Annotated in this window: 12 protein-coding genes and 1 pseudogene; 5 read left to right on the forward strand and 8 right to left on the reverse strand. The window is 62.2% G+C overall.

Features of this window, described 5'->3' with window-relative positions:
* Positions 1–30: 30 nt before the first annotated feature.
* The 5 genes from SB786_RS04555 to SB786_RS04575 all read right to left on the reverse strand — a co-directional run bounded on the left by SB786_RS04555 (position 31) and on the right by SB786_RS04575 (position 5,623).
* Positions 31–1,113 carry a fatty acid desaturase family protein gene (locus tag SB786_RS04555; protein WP_410726386.1) on the reverse strand — a complete coding sequence of 361 codons (1,083 nt, stop codon included), beginning with the start codon at positions 1,111–1,113 and terminating at the stop codon, positions 31–33.
* Between the two features lie 106 nt (positions 1,114–1,219).
* Positions 1,220–2,605: an NAD(P)/FAD-dependent oxidoreductase gene (locus SB786_RS04560; RefSeq protein ID WP_410726387.1), complete on the reverse strand. Its 1,386-nt coding sequence runs from the start codon at positions 2,603–2,605 to the stop codon at positions 1,220–1,222.
* Positions 2,606–2,768: 163 nt separating this feature from the next.
* On the reverse strand, positions 2,769–4,061 hold the full coding sequence (fabF, locus tag SB786_RS04565; RefSeq protein ID WP_410726388.1) for a beta-ketoacyl-ACP synthase II: 1,293 nt from the start codon (positions 4,059–4,061) through the stop codon (positions 2,769–2,771).
* 146 nt (positions 4,062–4,207) lie between these two features.
* Complete coding sequence (locus SB786_RS04570; RefSeq protein ID WP_410726389.1) at positions 4,208–4,861, reverse strand: acyl-homoserine-lactone synthase; 654 nt, start codon at positions 4,859–4,861, stop codon at positions 4,208–4,210.
* A 378-nt stretch (positions 4,862–5,239) separates the two neighbouring features.
* A complete protein-coding gene (locus tag SB786_RS04575) occupies positions 5,240–5,623 on the reverse strand; it encodes a DUF4902 domain-containing protein (protein WP_410726390.1) in 384 nt (127 codons plus the stop codon).
* Between the two features lie 487 nt (positions 5,624–6,110).
* On the opposite strand from SB786_RS04575, the gene SB786_RS04580 reads away from it, so the two are divergent.
* The 5 genes from SB786_RS04580 to SB786_RS04600 all read left to right on the forward strand — a co-directional run bounded on the left by SB786_RS04580 (position 6,111) and on the right by SB786_RS04600 (position 11,209).
* Complete coding sequence (locus tag SB786_RS04580; RefSeq protein WP_410726391.1) at positions 6,111–6,764, forward strand: helix-turn-helix transcriptional regulator; 654 nt, start codon at positions 6,111–6,113, stop codon at positions 6,762–6,764.
* Positions 6,765–7,248: 484 nt separating this feature from the next.
* A complete protein-coding gene (locus SB786_RS04585) occupies positions 7,249–8,595 on the forward strand; it encodes an MFS transporter (protein WP_410726392.1) in 1,347 nt (448 codons plus the stop codon).
* An 18-nt stretch (positions 8,596–8,613) separates the two neighbouring features.
* Positions 8,614–9,606 (forward strand): dipeptidase, encoded by a 993-nt coding sequence (locus SB786_RS04590; protein ID WP_410726462.1) that lies wholly within the window; start codon positions 8,614–8,616, stop codon positions 9,604–9,606.
* A gap of 185 nt (positions 9,607–9,791) precedes the next feature.
* Positions 9,792–10,364: a LuxR C-terminal-related transcriptional regulator gene (locus tag SB786_RS04595; RefSeq protein ID WP_410726393.1), complete on the forward strand. Its 573-nt coding sequence runs from the start codon at positions 9,792–9,794 to the stop codon at positions 10,362–10,364.
* 542 nt (positions 10,365–10,906) lie between these two features.
* Positions 10,907–11,209: a LysR family transcriptional regulator gene (locus SB786_RS04600; RefSeq protein WP_410726394.1), complete on the forward strand. Its 303-nt coding sequence runs from the start codon at positions 10,907–10,909 to the stop codon at positions 11,207–11,209.
* 193 nt (positions 11,210–11,402) lie between these two features.
* Here SB786_RS04600 and SB786_RS04605 read toward each other — a convergent pair.
* The 3 genes and pseudogenes from SB786_RS04605 to SB786_RS04615 form a co-directional block, all read right to left on the reverse strand.
* Positions 11,403–11,756 (reverse strand): annotated as a pseudogene (locus SB786_RS04605) (EmrB/QacA family drug resistance transporter); the annotation flags it as partial.
* Positions 11,757–11,887: 131 nt separating this feature from the next.
* Entirely contained in the window at positions 11,888–12,766 is an 879-nt protein-coding gene (locus SB786_RS04610; RefSeq protein ID WP_410726395.1) for an SDR family oxidoreductase, read from the reverse strand.
* Between the two features lie 82 nt (positions 12,767–12,848).
* Positions 12,849–13,943 carry an alkene reductase gene (locus SB786_RS04615; protein WP_410726396.1) on the reverse strand — a complete coding sequence of 365 codons (1,095 nt, stop codon included), beginning with the start codon at positions 13,941–13,943 and terminating at the stop codon, positions 12,849–12,851.
* Positions 13,944–13,995: the final 52 nt, after the last annotated feature.

Below are 13,995 nucleotides of genomic sequence, written 5' to 3' on the forward strand. Positions count from 1 at the left end.
GGGGGCTCGCGTGTGCGTTCCGGATCGTTGCTACTTGCGCGCGACGGCGACCAGCGCGTCGCCGTCCCGAACGTCGGCCGTGGCCGCTTCGCGATCGAGACGACCGTCCGCCATCCGCTCGAGGAACTCGTCCGGCACGGATTGCAGATTGACGCAGGGATACTGGAAGCGACCCGTCGTATAACGCAACGCCCCAACGAACGACGGCTCGACCTGCGCGCCGGTCCCCTCGAACAGCCCGTGCGACGCCAGGTACGTGTGGAGCGCGGGCAGCCGATAACATGGGACGGCCGGGTACTGGTGGTGTTCGAGGTGGTAATTGCTGCCGAAGAACAGCGCGGTATAGATCGGCGACGTGTAGCTGCGGCTGTCGAGATATCGCCCCGGCACGGTACCCGTGTGCTCGATGTAAGCGCGGATCGTGCTGAACACGTACACCCCGATATACGGAATCAGCATGACCGTGAAACCCAGCCACACCGAGCGATGCCAGATGAACCCGTAGGCCGTCACCGCGCCGAGGTTCAACGCAACATTGAGCCGGGAGATCCAGCGCATTTCGCGCTGGGTGAACGGCAACCGGGTGTTCTCCGGCCAGGGCAGGCCCGCCGCCATGCGCATGGCGTTCTTCAGGTAGATCCGCACGCCCGTCGAGCGCGCGAGAAAGAAGCGCGACCAGAATGTCCGGTACTGCGAATAGATCTGGACATCCGGGTCGATGTCCTGACCGGTGAAGCGATGGTGCTTCCAGTGCGTCATGCTGAAGCCGACGATCAGGAAGCCGGGCACCAGCGACGAGCAGATGAGCGCGAGCGCGGCGCTCACGTATTTGTTGCGATGCAGGTTCGTGTGCATCCCCTCGTGCCCGACGAAGGTCAGCAGGTGCATGCCATGCCCGCCGATCACGCCCAGGACGATCGCCATGGCGATACGTGCCGGCGTCGACGCCGGGATATCGACGATGGCGAACGCCACGGCGGCCGGGATCAGGAAGAATGCGAGCGCGTGCGCCAGATAAAGGATCGTGGCGACGGAGCTGATTCGGTGGAAGTGTCGTGGCAGCTTGAGCCGCGAGAGTGCGAGATCACTGTCCAGCGTGGCTTCGATAGTCAAAGCGTCTCTCCTCGAGTTACGGGGCGCAGGGCCGGCGAGCGGCGAACGTGCCCCGCCGTGGCTTGAAATCGCGTGGCCGAAACGACCACGCACTGGTGTTCCGCGCTCATATGGACTCCTTCACGCGAACGTCGTGATCGCTGCCGACCGCGAGCGATTCGATCTCGTCAGGCTCGAGCGCCTGCGGCCGGCTGGAACGGGCTTCCTCGGCCAGACGCTGGCGCAATGCCATCTCGGCGCGGATCGCCTCGCCTCGCCGGGACATGTCGATCAAAGGCTGGATCACGCCCATCTCGCCGCGCGCAACGGCCTCGTCTGCCCATTGCTTGATATCGCTCCGATCGAATACCGCAAACGGCGAGCACTCGCGATTCTGCGAAGCGAGCAAGCGTGCCTGCAGCACCGGATCGGCCGCCAGCTTGCCGTACAGGATCCGGCTGAGCGGGTTGTTGTGGTCGAGGGCGCCGCGACTGCGGGAGTATTCGAACAGGTCGATCGACGTCGCGTCACGCTGACGCCAGTAGCGCACCAGCGCGTCGTCGCCGCCCTCGGCAATCGCTCGGCCGAGCGCGCGTGCGTCGCGCAGCGCATCGGTAATCCCGAACCCGGGGGACGGGTCCATGAAGAGGCCCGCGTCGCCGACCAGGGCCCAGCCCGGCCCTGCCGCCTGACGGAAGAAAAAGCGCAGCTTCAACGCGCCGAGCACCTTGCTCGCAGGCGCGCCGGTAATCAGCGGAGCCGTGTGACGGTTGGCTCTCAGCGTCTCCATGAGCTTTTCGAGCACGCGCCCTTTCCACTCCGGCAACTGCGTTTTCGCGAAAGCCACGCCGATCAGCAACAGATCGCGGTTGGTCGGGAAGACGAAGACGATATCGTCGCCGAAGACGCAGTTCATCGCGCCACCCTGATAGCGTGGATCGTCGTCGAACCAGTCCGGCCGCGGCCAGTAGGCCCAGTAAATCGCACGGGGGCAGTCGTAGTCGTGATACTCGTCGGCGCCCACGAGTTCCGCCGTGGTCGAGTGCGGACCGTCCGCGCCCACCACGAGCCGCGCCCGAATTTCTTCACGGGTTCCGCCATGTTCGACCACCGCGCCCGTTACCCGCCCGCCGTCGCGCAGCAGGCCGACCAGCTTGGTCCGCGTACGGACCTCGGCCCCCGAGATGCGCGCCTCGTCCAGCAGGAGCGCATCGAGATCCATGCGTCGCGGGCACGAGCAACGTCCGCCGACCGGATACTCGACGCGGCCGGTCACCTCGTCGACGCCATACATCATGCTGGGCACCGGTGGCGCGAAGCTGCGCACCTTGTCGCCCAGAGACAGTTCGTCCAGCAGCGCCATGCCGTACGGCGAGATCCAGTGGGTGGACAATGGCTGGTCGCTCGGGAGATTGCCCGCGTCGATCGCCAGGACGCGCTTGCCGGCGCGCGCCAGATGAATCGCGAGTGTGGCGCCCGCGCAGCGGGCGCCCACGATGAGGGTGTCTAACACGGAAAGTTTTCCCTTTGGATGACGACTGGAACCCGGATGGCACGTGACGCGACCTCGCCATCGAATGGCGGGGCCGTATGCGGACCGCGACGTAGCGCCGATGACCGACGCTTCGCAATCCTTTCTAAATATCGAATGGCACGCCGACTGCGAGCGTCTGCGTTCAATGCGCCGAGGCTGAGCTGTCCGGCGGGTACCGTTTGAACAGCACCGATGCATTGACGCCGCCAAACCCGAACCCGTTCGAGAGTGCGATCTCGATGGGAACGCGCCGTGCGGATGGCCCGATCAGGTCCAGGCCGGCGGCAGCTTCGTCGGGGTGCTCGAGATTCAGCGTGCCGGGCATCACGCCATCGCGCAGCGCGAGAATGGAAAACGCCGCTTCGATGGCGCCCGCCGCCCCAAGCAAATGCCCGGTTGCCGACTTCGTCGAGGAAATCGCCGGACCGGCACCCACGCCGAAGACGGTTTTCAGCGCCTCGATTTCTCCGGAGTCTCCGACTGGCGTCGAAGTCGCATGCGCGTTGACGTAGCCCACCTGTTCCGGCGCGACGTCGCCCATTGCAAGCGCCAGCTTCATCGCCCGCATGGCGCCGGATCCGTCGTCGGGTCCGGCGGTCATGTGATAGGCGTCCGCCGTGGTTCCATACCCGATGATTTCCGCGATCGGGCTGGCGCCGCGTGCGATGGCATGGTCCAGCGACTCGACCACCAGCATCGCGGCCCCCTCGCCCATGACGAAGCCGTCACGATCGCGGTCGAACGGGCGCGAGGACCGGATCGGCTCATCGCCGAAACCGGTCGACAGCGCGCGCGCCGCCGCGAATCCGCCCAGGCTGACCTTGTCGAAGGCCGCTTCGGCGCCGCCGGCCAGCACGACATCGGCCTCGCCGTTCTGGATCAGGCGCATCGCATCGCCGATCGCCTGCACACTCGCCGCACAGGCGGTCACGGGACAGCCGAGCGGCCCGCGAAACCGATGCTTGATCGAAATCTGGCCAGCCGCCAGATTCGACAGAAAGAACGGAATGGTGAACGGCGACAACCGCCGCACGCCACGCGTCTCGCCAATCCTGACCGCCTCCGCCAGACCGGGAAATCCACCGATGCCCGATGCCACGACCGTCGCCGTGCGCTCGCGCTGATGCTCGGTTTGCGGCGCCCATCCGGCTTCAGCGAGCGCCTCGTCCGCGGCGACCATCGCCATCTGGATGAAGCGATCCATCTTCCTCAGTTCCTTGTTCGGCACCGAAAGCTCCGGATCGAACCCGCCGTCGGGATCGTCGCTCTTGCCCTGTACGGTCCCGCCGACCTTGGCGGGCAGGTCAGCGACGATGTCGTCGCCGAGCCGGCGCAGCCCGGAGGCGCCTCCAATCAAGCGCTGCCACACCAATTCCTTACCGCAACCCAAGGGGGACACAATGCCGATACCGGTTACTACCACTCGAAGCGTCATTTCACCTTCCCCCTTCGGGCCGGGACCAGCCGAGCCACGTCGTTAACACTCTCTTCATCTTCAGGGCACACCCTTTGAGTTAATTCATTGCACCGGGGCACGGCTGCGGCGGACCGTAGTGCTTCCCGGTGCGTGCGCATCAGCGTTCACACCGCTTGTCCGAACGCGTGCGACATATGCGGGGCGCGCGACAGGTTGAACGGCACGCCGGGTTCCAGCGCGTCGATGTTCAGCGCCGCGCGCGTTTGCTCATCGAGCTCGATCCAGAACGGCAAGGTCGGCTTGCCGTCGATCATTTGCGGCGGAGCAGCGCGATGCACATTGACGCCCATGCGCTTCAGAAGCCGTTCGTTGCCGAGCACGGAGAAGGCAATGAGACGGTTGGCGCCATGTGCATGCGCGACACGGACGATTTCGGACATCAGGGCGCGCGTGTTTTGCCACGACTCTTCCGCGGTCAACGACTCGCCGCGCGGCATGCTCATCGCGAAGCGGGACAGTTCCCACACGTTGCGTGTACACGGAAGCGATGCGCCGCCCATCAAATTCGGAAACACCTCGCCGAGCAGATACGGCTCATCGGTCGGCAGCAGCCGGCCGCATCCGACGATTTCGCCGTTGCGGTCGCAAGCGACGACATAGAGGGTGTCCGCGTGATCGAAGTCGTCAAACTCGATGCCGTCGTCGGTGGGTAATGACCATCCGAGTTCCCGTATGAAGACTTTATGCCGAAACTCCGCAAGTCGATTCATCGTCCCGCGACTCAAATCAGCGCTTCTTCCCGACAATAAAGTCAGCATCGTAAATGCCCTCGCTCTCTCATCTCAGAATTGTTAGCGCGAATTGGACCCGAAATTGCCAAGTCAAAAAAGCTGCCCGAACGGGCAGGGTCGGGCGTTCGGGCGAAATTCTTCGCGGCGAGTGCGCTGGGACACTACGCCGTGCAAATGGGGGGTTGGAATTCAACGGGCGGCACCACGCGAGTCGGTCGGAAAAACCGGCCGGAGCGCACTGGATTATCGGAGGGCTATGTCACGGCATGGATGACCACAGCCGTCATTGCGCGATTGCCATACCGACCAGGAGGATCGACGGAAATCGGGGGCGGAGCCGCATGAATGGTATGCCGCGAAGCATAGGGTTTCATGCAAGATAACCCTATGCATTGAAAATCAAAATCAGTAACCTGCGAAAATGGCCGATTCAAGTTCGCGCTGACGGACACCCGAGCACAGCCAGCCCTGGATCAATTCCTGGCTGTATCGCGCTCCGTAATCGTCACCGTTCCTGTCGAGAAGCATCACGTTGCTGCTGACGTCGTCCTTGCCGACCCTCACGTCGGACTGGCCCACCGCCACATGCCATACGCAGCCGACGCTCGCGGTCGGTCGTGTTTCGGTGCAGACCAGTTCGTAGTAGCCGGCGTTGACGGCGCTGATGCCCTCGCCCCACAAGTCATGCAACACGTTCGGGGCTTGCTGACACATATGCTGACGGAAGCGCAGCGCGTAAAACGCCGGCAAGGTCAATCGTACGTATCCATCGTTCAGTTTTTCTGGCATGTCCGTTCTCTCGACGTGGCACCTGTTAAAATCGCTGCCGCATAGTTTGGCAAGATTCGCGGCTATCGGCTAGGCGAAGGCCATTGCAACGCTTGTCGTGCGCCCGCGTTGTGATTCGTGATAGCCGGCGTGATCGTGTGCCTATTAGTTACAATTATTACAGATCATCCCGACAATGCCATCGCATTATCAGGATGTACAAGTAGCCATGCCCACCTGCCAACCCCACAACTCGAGCCATCAATATCGAGCGCGGACCCACGTGAATCGGCCATCACGCAGAAAATTCGCGAACACACCATGCCTGCAACTCGATCCTTGAAACAATGAGACGCCCTTTTGAATAATTTGTTGAAAAAACCGGTCGACGCACCAACCACACGATATAGCCCGCCTTCGTGGGCAAGATTGACCGCAAGGGAATGATATGCATGCCTGGAGAGAGAAGTATCTGAATGGATACGCTACGGCAAAATCCGCGGCCGACGTGTTTCTGGAGTTCACGGCCGATGTGCGGGCACTTGGATTCGAGTACTGTTCGTTCGGTCTGCGCGTTCCGTTGCCGGTCAGCAAGCCGCAGTTCATGCTGCAGTCCAACTATCCGCAGACGTGGGTCGACCGCTATGTGAGCCAGAACTATTTTGCCGTCGACCCGACGGTCCGGCATGGGCTCAGTCAGATGAGCCCGTTGATCTGGCGTGCCGATACCGAGACACAGAGCGTCGAGTTCTGGGACGAAGCGGAACACCATGGCTTGCGCCACGGCTGGTGCATGCCGTCCATCAGCCGCACCGGGGCGATCGGACTCGTGACCATGGTGCGATCGGGCGAGCCGATCGACGAGCGCGAGCTCGCGGAAAAGGGCTACCAGATGTCATGGCTCGCGAACATGGCCAACTATGCGATGAGCATGCATCTGCTCGCGAAGTTCGTGCCCGAATATGCGGTCGAGTTGACTGCTCGCGAGCGCGAGACGCTGCAATGGTCTGCCGCGGGGAAAACCTACGCCGAGATCGGCAAAATCATGCATGTCGACGACCGCACCGTCAAATTTCACCTCGTCAATGCGATGCGCAAGTTGAACGCGACCAACAAGACCGAAGCCGCGGTCAAGGCGGCAATGCTGGGGCTTTTATTCTGACGCCGTTCTCTTCGTCGATCGTGTACGAACCCTTCCGCCGTTCATAGGTTCGCTCGTCGCCCGCAGAGGCGCACCGGCCCATGGCGGCAGCCCAATACTCGCGCGGTGCGGCCGGACGACCGTTCGCCCCGCTGCCGTGACGCGATGGCCGGCGTCATTCCTCCGATGAATCAGGCTTGGCGTTTGCCAAGCCTGCCACCACCCGCCTCGCCACCCGCCCCTACCGAAACCCGCGGCCTGCTCGCGCTTGTCTTCCGCCACGCTGCGGGCGCGGCTTTTCGCCTGGCGCCCGAACACGCGCGCGGTTGCCGAATAGGATGGCTTGCCCATTTCGTATGCCCATCCGACCGTCGGGCCGATCGCCCGTCAGCCCCGCCCCGCCCCCGATTACCTAGGTAATTGACACGTATGGACCTAGGTAATTGTCCTCCCTACCATGGGTTTCGACGCGACCCAAAGCGCCCCACACGAAGAGGACACGACCATGACCACCCAGGACGTCGACACCAGAACGCTACGACGCGTGATCGCTGCAGCGTCGATCGGCAATTTCGTCGAATGGTTCGATTTCGCCGCATACGGCTTTCTCGCCACCATCCTGACGCGCGAATTCTTCCCGAGCGGCGACCCGACGATCGGACTCCTGAAGACGTTCGCCGTCTTCGCGGTGGCCTTCGCATTCCGACCGCTCGGCGGCCTCATCTTCGGCGTCATCGGCGACCGGATCGGCCGCAAGCGCACGCTTGCGCTGACGATCCTGATGATGGCCGGCTCGACGACGTTGATCGGCCTGCTGCCGACCTACGCGAGCATCGGCTACTGGGCGCCGCTGCTGCTCACGATCATTCGCTGCGTGCAGGGCTTTTCCGCCGGCGGCGAATACGCCGGCGCATGCGCGTACGTGATGGAACATGCGCCGCGCCGCCGGCGCGCATTCTTCGGCAGCTTCGTGCCGGTATCGACCTTCTCGTCGTTCGCTTGCGCGGCGGTGGTCGCCTATCTGCTCGAGTCGTCGCTGTCGTCGCAGGCGATGATCGAGTGGGGCTGGCGCGTGCCGTTCCTGATCGCGGCACCGGTCGGCCTCATCGGCGTCTACCTGCGTGTCAACCTGAATGAAACGCCCGCGTTCCAGGCGCTCGAAGGCAAGCACGACATTGCGCATGCCCCGCTGATGGAAACGCTGCATTCGCAGTCGAGGAATATCCTGAAGCTCGGCGCGTTCGTGTCCGTGACGGCGCTGTCCTTCTACACGTTCACGACGTACTTCGCGACTTACCTGCAAGTGGCCGGGCACCTGTCGCGCGGCACGTCGCTCCTCGTGACGGTGCTGGCCCTCCTCTTCGCCGCGGCGTTGTGCCCGGTCGCCGGCCTCTTCTCCGACCTCGTCGGCCGCCGCGCGACGATCGCCACGACCGGCATCTTCATCATCGTGTCGGTGTATCCCGCCTTCTCGCTGGGCGGCTCGGGCGTGTTGTCGCACTCGCTGATCGGCGTCGCGCTGCTCGCGATCGGCGCGGTGTTCTCGGGCGTGGTGACGGCACCGCTGATGTCGGAAGTGTTCGCGACGAAAACCCGCTATACGGCGTCCGCGATCACCTACAACCTCGCCTACACGATCTTCGGCGGCACCGCCCCGCTCGTCGCCACGTGGCTGATCTCCGCGACCGGCACCAACCTGTCGCCTGCGTACTACCTGATCGCCGTGTCGATCTTCGCGATGATCGGCGGTCTGTCGCTGCCGGAAACGTCGAAGACGGCACTCGAGGAAGCCGGCCCGGCAACCGGCAGAACTGCCCAGTCCGCCAAGCGCGGTGTCGAACGCACCGTTTGAGCGGCCGTCCCGCAACACATCGACGCACGGAGCGACACGATGACGAGCCTTCATGAATCCAGCATCATCATCGACGGCCTGAACATTTCCAAGTTCGAGCGCTCGGTGTTCGAAGACATGCGCAAGGGCGGCGTCACGGCCGTCAACTGCACGGTCTCCGTGTGGGACGACTTCCAGAAGACGATCGACAACATCGCGGAAATGAAGCAGCACATCCGCGAATACAGTGAAATCCTCACGCTGGTGCGCACGACGGACGACATCCTGCGTGCGAAGCAGGAGAACAAGACGGGCATCATCTTCGGCTTCCAGAACGCGTATGCATTCGAGGACAACCTCGGCTACATCGAAGTGTTCAAGGAACTCGGCGTGAACGTGGTGCAGCTCTGCTACAACACGCAGAACCTCGTCGGTACGGGCTCCTACGAACCGGACGGCGGATTGTCCGGCTACGGCCGCGAGGTGATTCAGGAGATGAACCGGGTCGGCATCATGGTGGATCTGTCGCACGTCGGCGCGAAGACGTCGTCCGACGCGATCGCCTGTTCGACGAAGCCGGTCACCTACTCTCACTGCTGTCCGTCCGGCCTGAAAGAGCATCCGCGCAACAAGACGGACGATCAACTGCGCGAGATCGCGGAGGCCAACGGTTTCGTGGGCGTCACGATGTTCATGCCGTTCCTGCGGCGCGGCGCCGACGCGACGATCGACGATTATCTCGAAGCGATCGAATATGTGATCGACGTGATCGGCGAGGACAAGGTCGGTATCGGCACGGACTTCACGCAGGGCTACAGCACCGAGTTCTTCGACTGGATCACGCACGACAAGGGCCGCTATCGTCGTCTGACGGACTTCGGCAACGTCGTCAATCCGCAAGGAATCCGCACGATCGGCGAATTCCCGAACCTCACGGCCGCGATGCAGCGCGCCGGCTGGAGCGAATCGCGCATTAAAAAGGTGATGGGCGAAAACTGGCTGCGGGTATTCGGCGAAGTCTGGAACGGTTGAATCGCCCAATACCAACGCACCCACCACGCACCCGCAATTGCCCATCGACGTCGATCCGGATACCGGTGTCTGGACGACGGGCGCGCTCTTTCGGGTCGGGTGAGTATTCGGCAAGCGCTACAATCCGGCGGGAGCGAACCTGCCCGATAGCCTTGGTCCGAACGCGATTCGGGCCCATCGCCACGATGCCGAACATGACCGACACGACGCCCCGTCTCGATTACGAAGATCTCTTCCGACATCTGCCCGTCGCGGCGATCGTGGCCAGGGAGCGCATCATGATCGACTGCAACGAGAAGGCGCTGCAGTTGTTCCGGGCGACCCGTGACGACATCATCGACCAGTCGTTCGCGAAGCTGTATCCGCAGCAGAAGGACTTCGCGACGACCGGCCGGCGCCTCGCGCCGCTGCTCGCGAAACATGCCGGGTTCAGCGACGATCGCATCATGCGCCGGGTCGACGGCAGCCATTTCTGGGTCACCGTGTGCGGCTTCGGATACAACCCGAAGCGGCCGTTCGAGCTGGCCGTCTGGACCTTCACCGACCTGTCGCAGAGCGCAAAGCATCCCGACGTCACGAGCACGCTGACCGATCGCGAGCGCGACGTCGCGGCATTCCTGGTTCACGGCCTGACGAGCAAGGAGATCGGCAAGGAGCTGAACATCAGCCCGCGCACGGTCGACATTCATCGCGCGAGCTTGCTGCGGAAGTACGAGGTGCGCACGACGCATGATCTGATCGCGTGCTTGCTGGCGTGAGGTGCGGATACAGTCGGGCTGGTCGAAAGCAGGCGCAGCTCTCATGCGGCCGCCCGACTGTGAGCGTGATGAGAAGGGAATGTCGTGCCACGGCCGACCTACTTCACCCGTGGTCGGGCGCGTACGGTTTCATTCCCCAAGGAGGCCGGACTCAGGCGGCAACAGGCGTGTTGAGAAGCTGCTGCTCCCAGAAATAGGCGATGCCGCTGCCGGCGACGTGCTGGCTCAATACCTCTGTCAGCGCTGCCGCGGTGTCGGTTCGAATCAATCCAGATGCGGCTTTCCGCGAGCAATGTTGGTAGATCGACGCATCGCGAGAGGAGGCGCAGCAGTAATCAATCGCTTACGTTTCGCAACAGTGTTTCGTGCCGACACGCTTCACTCAGCGTCCGCCTTCGATTATATTGGACCGATCGGTCCTGAACGGTAGACACGCATGCCCTGGAGGCAAATCTGCACGATCGGACCCATGTTCCAGTCGCTGCACGAAGCGTCAATCCACGCCTCTTTGCAGAGGTGGCCTACATGTCGACTCTACTGAGATGAAATCAGATCTTTGCAACGAAACTCGGATCGAGCCAAACCACTTCGTGTACTTCGCCAGCATCGTGAGACATAAAAGCTTCACAGATGCCGCCAAGGAGACGGGGGCGAGCAAGTCGACGCTCAGCCGTGTCGTGTCGATGCTCGAAGAATGTGCCGGAACCGCACTCCTCGAACGAACGACACGCTGCGTCACGGTCACAGAAGCGGGGTACGAACTGTTTCAGCGCTGCCTGGAAATGTATTTGGCGTACCTAGCCGGACGCGAAGCGATAGCATCGATTCGGGAGAGGTCGAAGTAAGAAATCGACAATCACGGCACGTAAGCCCGCGATTCGATTTGCGCGCGAGTCCCCTCCGACTCGCTCTCTTCTGCGGCAACGATAAGCCCCGCATACCCACGGCCTGACTAAAGGACTCCGTCCCGCCTATTTGTTACGGACTGCGATGGAGCGCCCCCGAATGTGCCGCGCGGATGTCTCACACATCAATCTATCAGTGCCCGCCCGCTGCTGCAGCCCCGGACGCCGCGCTCCGGTTGGGTCGCGTGATCCAGATCAACGGAATGATGGCAATAAGGATCACCGACGATATCCAGAAGATGTCATTTAGGCCAAGCATGGTCGCCTGCGCGTTCAACGATGCTTCGAACAGGCTCAATGCCTGGGGTGAGTCGGAATGCATCAATGCTTGCATGTTGGCGATCGAATCAACGAAGGCCGAGTTGTTGGGGTTCGCAACTTCGGCCAGTCGAGCATGATGCAGAACGACCCGATCGTTCCATGCCGTCGTTGCGATGGACGTCCCCGCCGCCCCGGCAAACACACGCACGAAGTTTGACAACCCGGCGTGCAGTTTGCCGGCAGTCCCTGGGGAGCGACAGCAACACCTATAGATGACCGACGTCGGTACCACTACCGCAAACTCGCCGGACGATCCGGTCGGATCACAGTTTGGAGACGTCGCGCCTTTCGTTTAATTCAGGCCGTGCGCGAGTTGCTGAATGATCCCGCATAGTCTCGCGCGAAGTCGTCGATCGACTTAGCCGGTTCACCGAGCACGCGCGGTACGTCGTCGGTGACGACGTCGCCCCAGTTGCGACTGTATGCGGCAAAATAATCATGCAACAGATTCAACGTGAATTCGTCGAGGCCCAAGCTCGCCATGCCATCGAGCGCCTCCTCAAGCGAAATCGAAACGTATTTGACCGGATGCCGAATGGCCCCGCCAATTGCAGAGGCCACCTCATTCATCGAAATCGATGCGGGCCCCGTCAACGTATAAGCCTTGTTTTCGTGTCCATCCGACATCAACACACGCGCAGCGAAGCGCGCAATATCCCGTGTATCGATGAGCGCCATTTTTCCGTCTGCAAGTGGCAGTGGCAGCACACCGTCTTGTGCAACACTCGCTGCCGCGGTCAGCAGGTTCTGCATGAAAAAATGCGGCTTCAGAAGCGTGTACGTGATTCCCGACGCAATGAGTTCGCTGTCCGACAGCGCGTGCAAACGGCTATTGATCGTGGGCGCGTCGTGAGCGGCGCCGAACGCCGACAGGCGAACGATTCGCCGAACACCCGCTTGGCGGGCAGCCCACAGTGCGTTCGAGCTTTGCTCAGGCGCTCGAGGACCGGGCGGCGTCAGCATGAACACCGTATCGATGCCCGCGAATGCCTGATTCAGTGTCCGGGGTTTTTCAAGATCACCAACCGCCAGTTCTGCGCCGAGGGCTCGCAGTGCTCCCGCCTTCGATGCGTTTCTGACTAGAGCACGGATATCGCAATCCGCGGATGCCAGCAATTCAATGACAGCGGTCGAGATGGTGCTCGTCGCGCCCGTCACGAGAATTTTCTGTCGCATTGTTTCGTTCCTCCTTCCTGCCTTCACAAATCACTCGGGGCCAGCGGATGGACATCGCAACCGGATGCCCATCCGCATGCTGTTACTTCGCCGATGCCAACTCGGCTTCGTTCAGCGTCGAATAATCCGTGTAGCCACGCTCCTCGCCCTGGTAGAACGTGTCGCGATCGGCTTCATTCAGCGGCGCGCCCAGCGCGAAGCGGCGCACGAGATCCGGGTTCGCCAGGAACAACGTTCCGAACGACACGATATCGGCCGCGCCGCTCTGGATTGCCGCCTCAGCGCGCGCCGCGTCATACCCGCCGTTCGCGATATAGGTGCCGCCAAAGCGCGACTTCAGTTCGCGGAAATCGAACTCGCCTTCGCCAAGCTGGAGCACGTGCAGATAGGCAAGCCCATACTGACTCAACATTTCGGCTGCGTACCCGAACGTCGCCGTCGGATCGCTGTCGCTCATCGAGAAAACGTTGAAGATCGGCGACAGGCGCACGCCAACTCGATCTGCACCGAACACCGGCACAACAGCTTCCACTACGTCCTTCAGGAAGCGCGCGCGATTCTCGACCGAGCCACCGTAGGCATCCGTCCGCACATTGGCGCCGTCGCGCAGGAACTGGTCGATCAGGTAACCGTTCGCCGCATGAATCTCGACCCCGTCGAAGCCGGCGAGCTTCGCGTTTTCCGCTGCTTTCCGGAAGTCGGCCACGACACCAGGAATTTCGTCGAGTTCGAGCGCGCGCGGCGTCACGAGGGCCTTGGGCCCCGTCGACGTGAAGATCTCGCCATCAGCCTTGATCGCGGAAGGCGCGACCGGCAGCGCTTCGTTCGGCTGCACGGACGGATGGGAAAGTCGACCGACGTGCCAGAGCTGCAGGAAGATGCGGCCGCCTTCGGCATGCACTGCATCAGTCACTTGCCGCCAGCCGGCGATTTGCTCGGACGAATGAATCCCCGGCGTCCGCGGATATCCCTTACCCTGCGCCGAGATTTGCGATGCCTCGGTAATAATCAAACCGGCGCTGGCGCGTTGTCGGTAGTATTCCGCGACCAACGGTGTCGCTACATCGCCAGCACCCGCACGACTACGCGTCAGCGGCGCCATCGCCATCCGATTACGCAGCGTATACGCACCCAGTTGTACCGGGGAAAGCAGTTGATCGAGCGAATTCGTAGCCATTTGTGACCTTCCTTCTCAATAACGGACCAATCGGTCCAAAACAAATCAAATA

This window comes from Burkholderia sp. SIMBA_062 (genome assembly GCF_046534765.1).
GTDB classification, from domain to species: Bacteria; Pseudomonadota; Gammaproteobacteria; order Burkholderiales; family Burkholderiaceae; genus Burkholderia; species Burkholderia ambifaria.

What these genes read in the sequence shown, in the direction of transcription:
- SB786_RS04570 (WP_410726389.1), bottom strand. Translation starts at nt 4,861, where the DNA reads ATGCTGACTTTATTGTCGGGAAGAAGCGCTGATTTGAGTCGCGGGACG.
- SB786_RS04610 (WP_410726395.1), bottom strand. Translation starts at nt 12,766, where the DNA reads ATGCGACAGAAAATTCTCGTGACGGGCGCGACGAGCACCATCTCGACC.
- SB786_RS04595 (WP_410726393.1), top strand. Translation starts at nt 9,792, where the DNA reads ATGCCGAACATGACCGACACGACGCCCCGTCTCGATTACGAAGATCTC.
- SB786_RS04600 (WP_410726394.1), top strand. Translation starts at nt 10,907, where the DNA reads ATGAAATCAGATCTTTGCAACGAAACTCGGATCGAGCCAAACCACTTC.
- SB786_RS04615 (WP_410726396.1), bottom strand. Translation starts at nt 13,943, where the DNA reads ATGGCTACGAATTCGCTCGATCAACTGCTTTCCCCGGTACAACTGGGT.
- SB786_RS04575 (WP_410726390.1), bottom strand. Translation starts at nt 5,623, where the DNA reads ATGCCAGAAAAACTGAACGATGGATACGTACGATTGACCTTGCCGGCG.
- SB786_RS04585 (WP_410726392.1), top strand. Translation starts at nt 7,249, where the DNA reads ATGACCACCCAGGACGTCGACACCAGAACGCTACGACGCGTGATCGCT.
- fabF (WP_410726388.1), bottom strand. Translation starts at nt 4,061, where the DNA reads ATGACGCTTCGAGTGGTAGTAACCGGTATCGGCATTGTGTCCCCCTTG.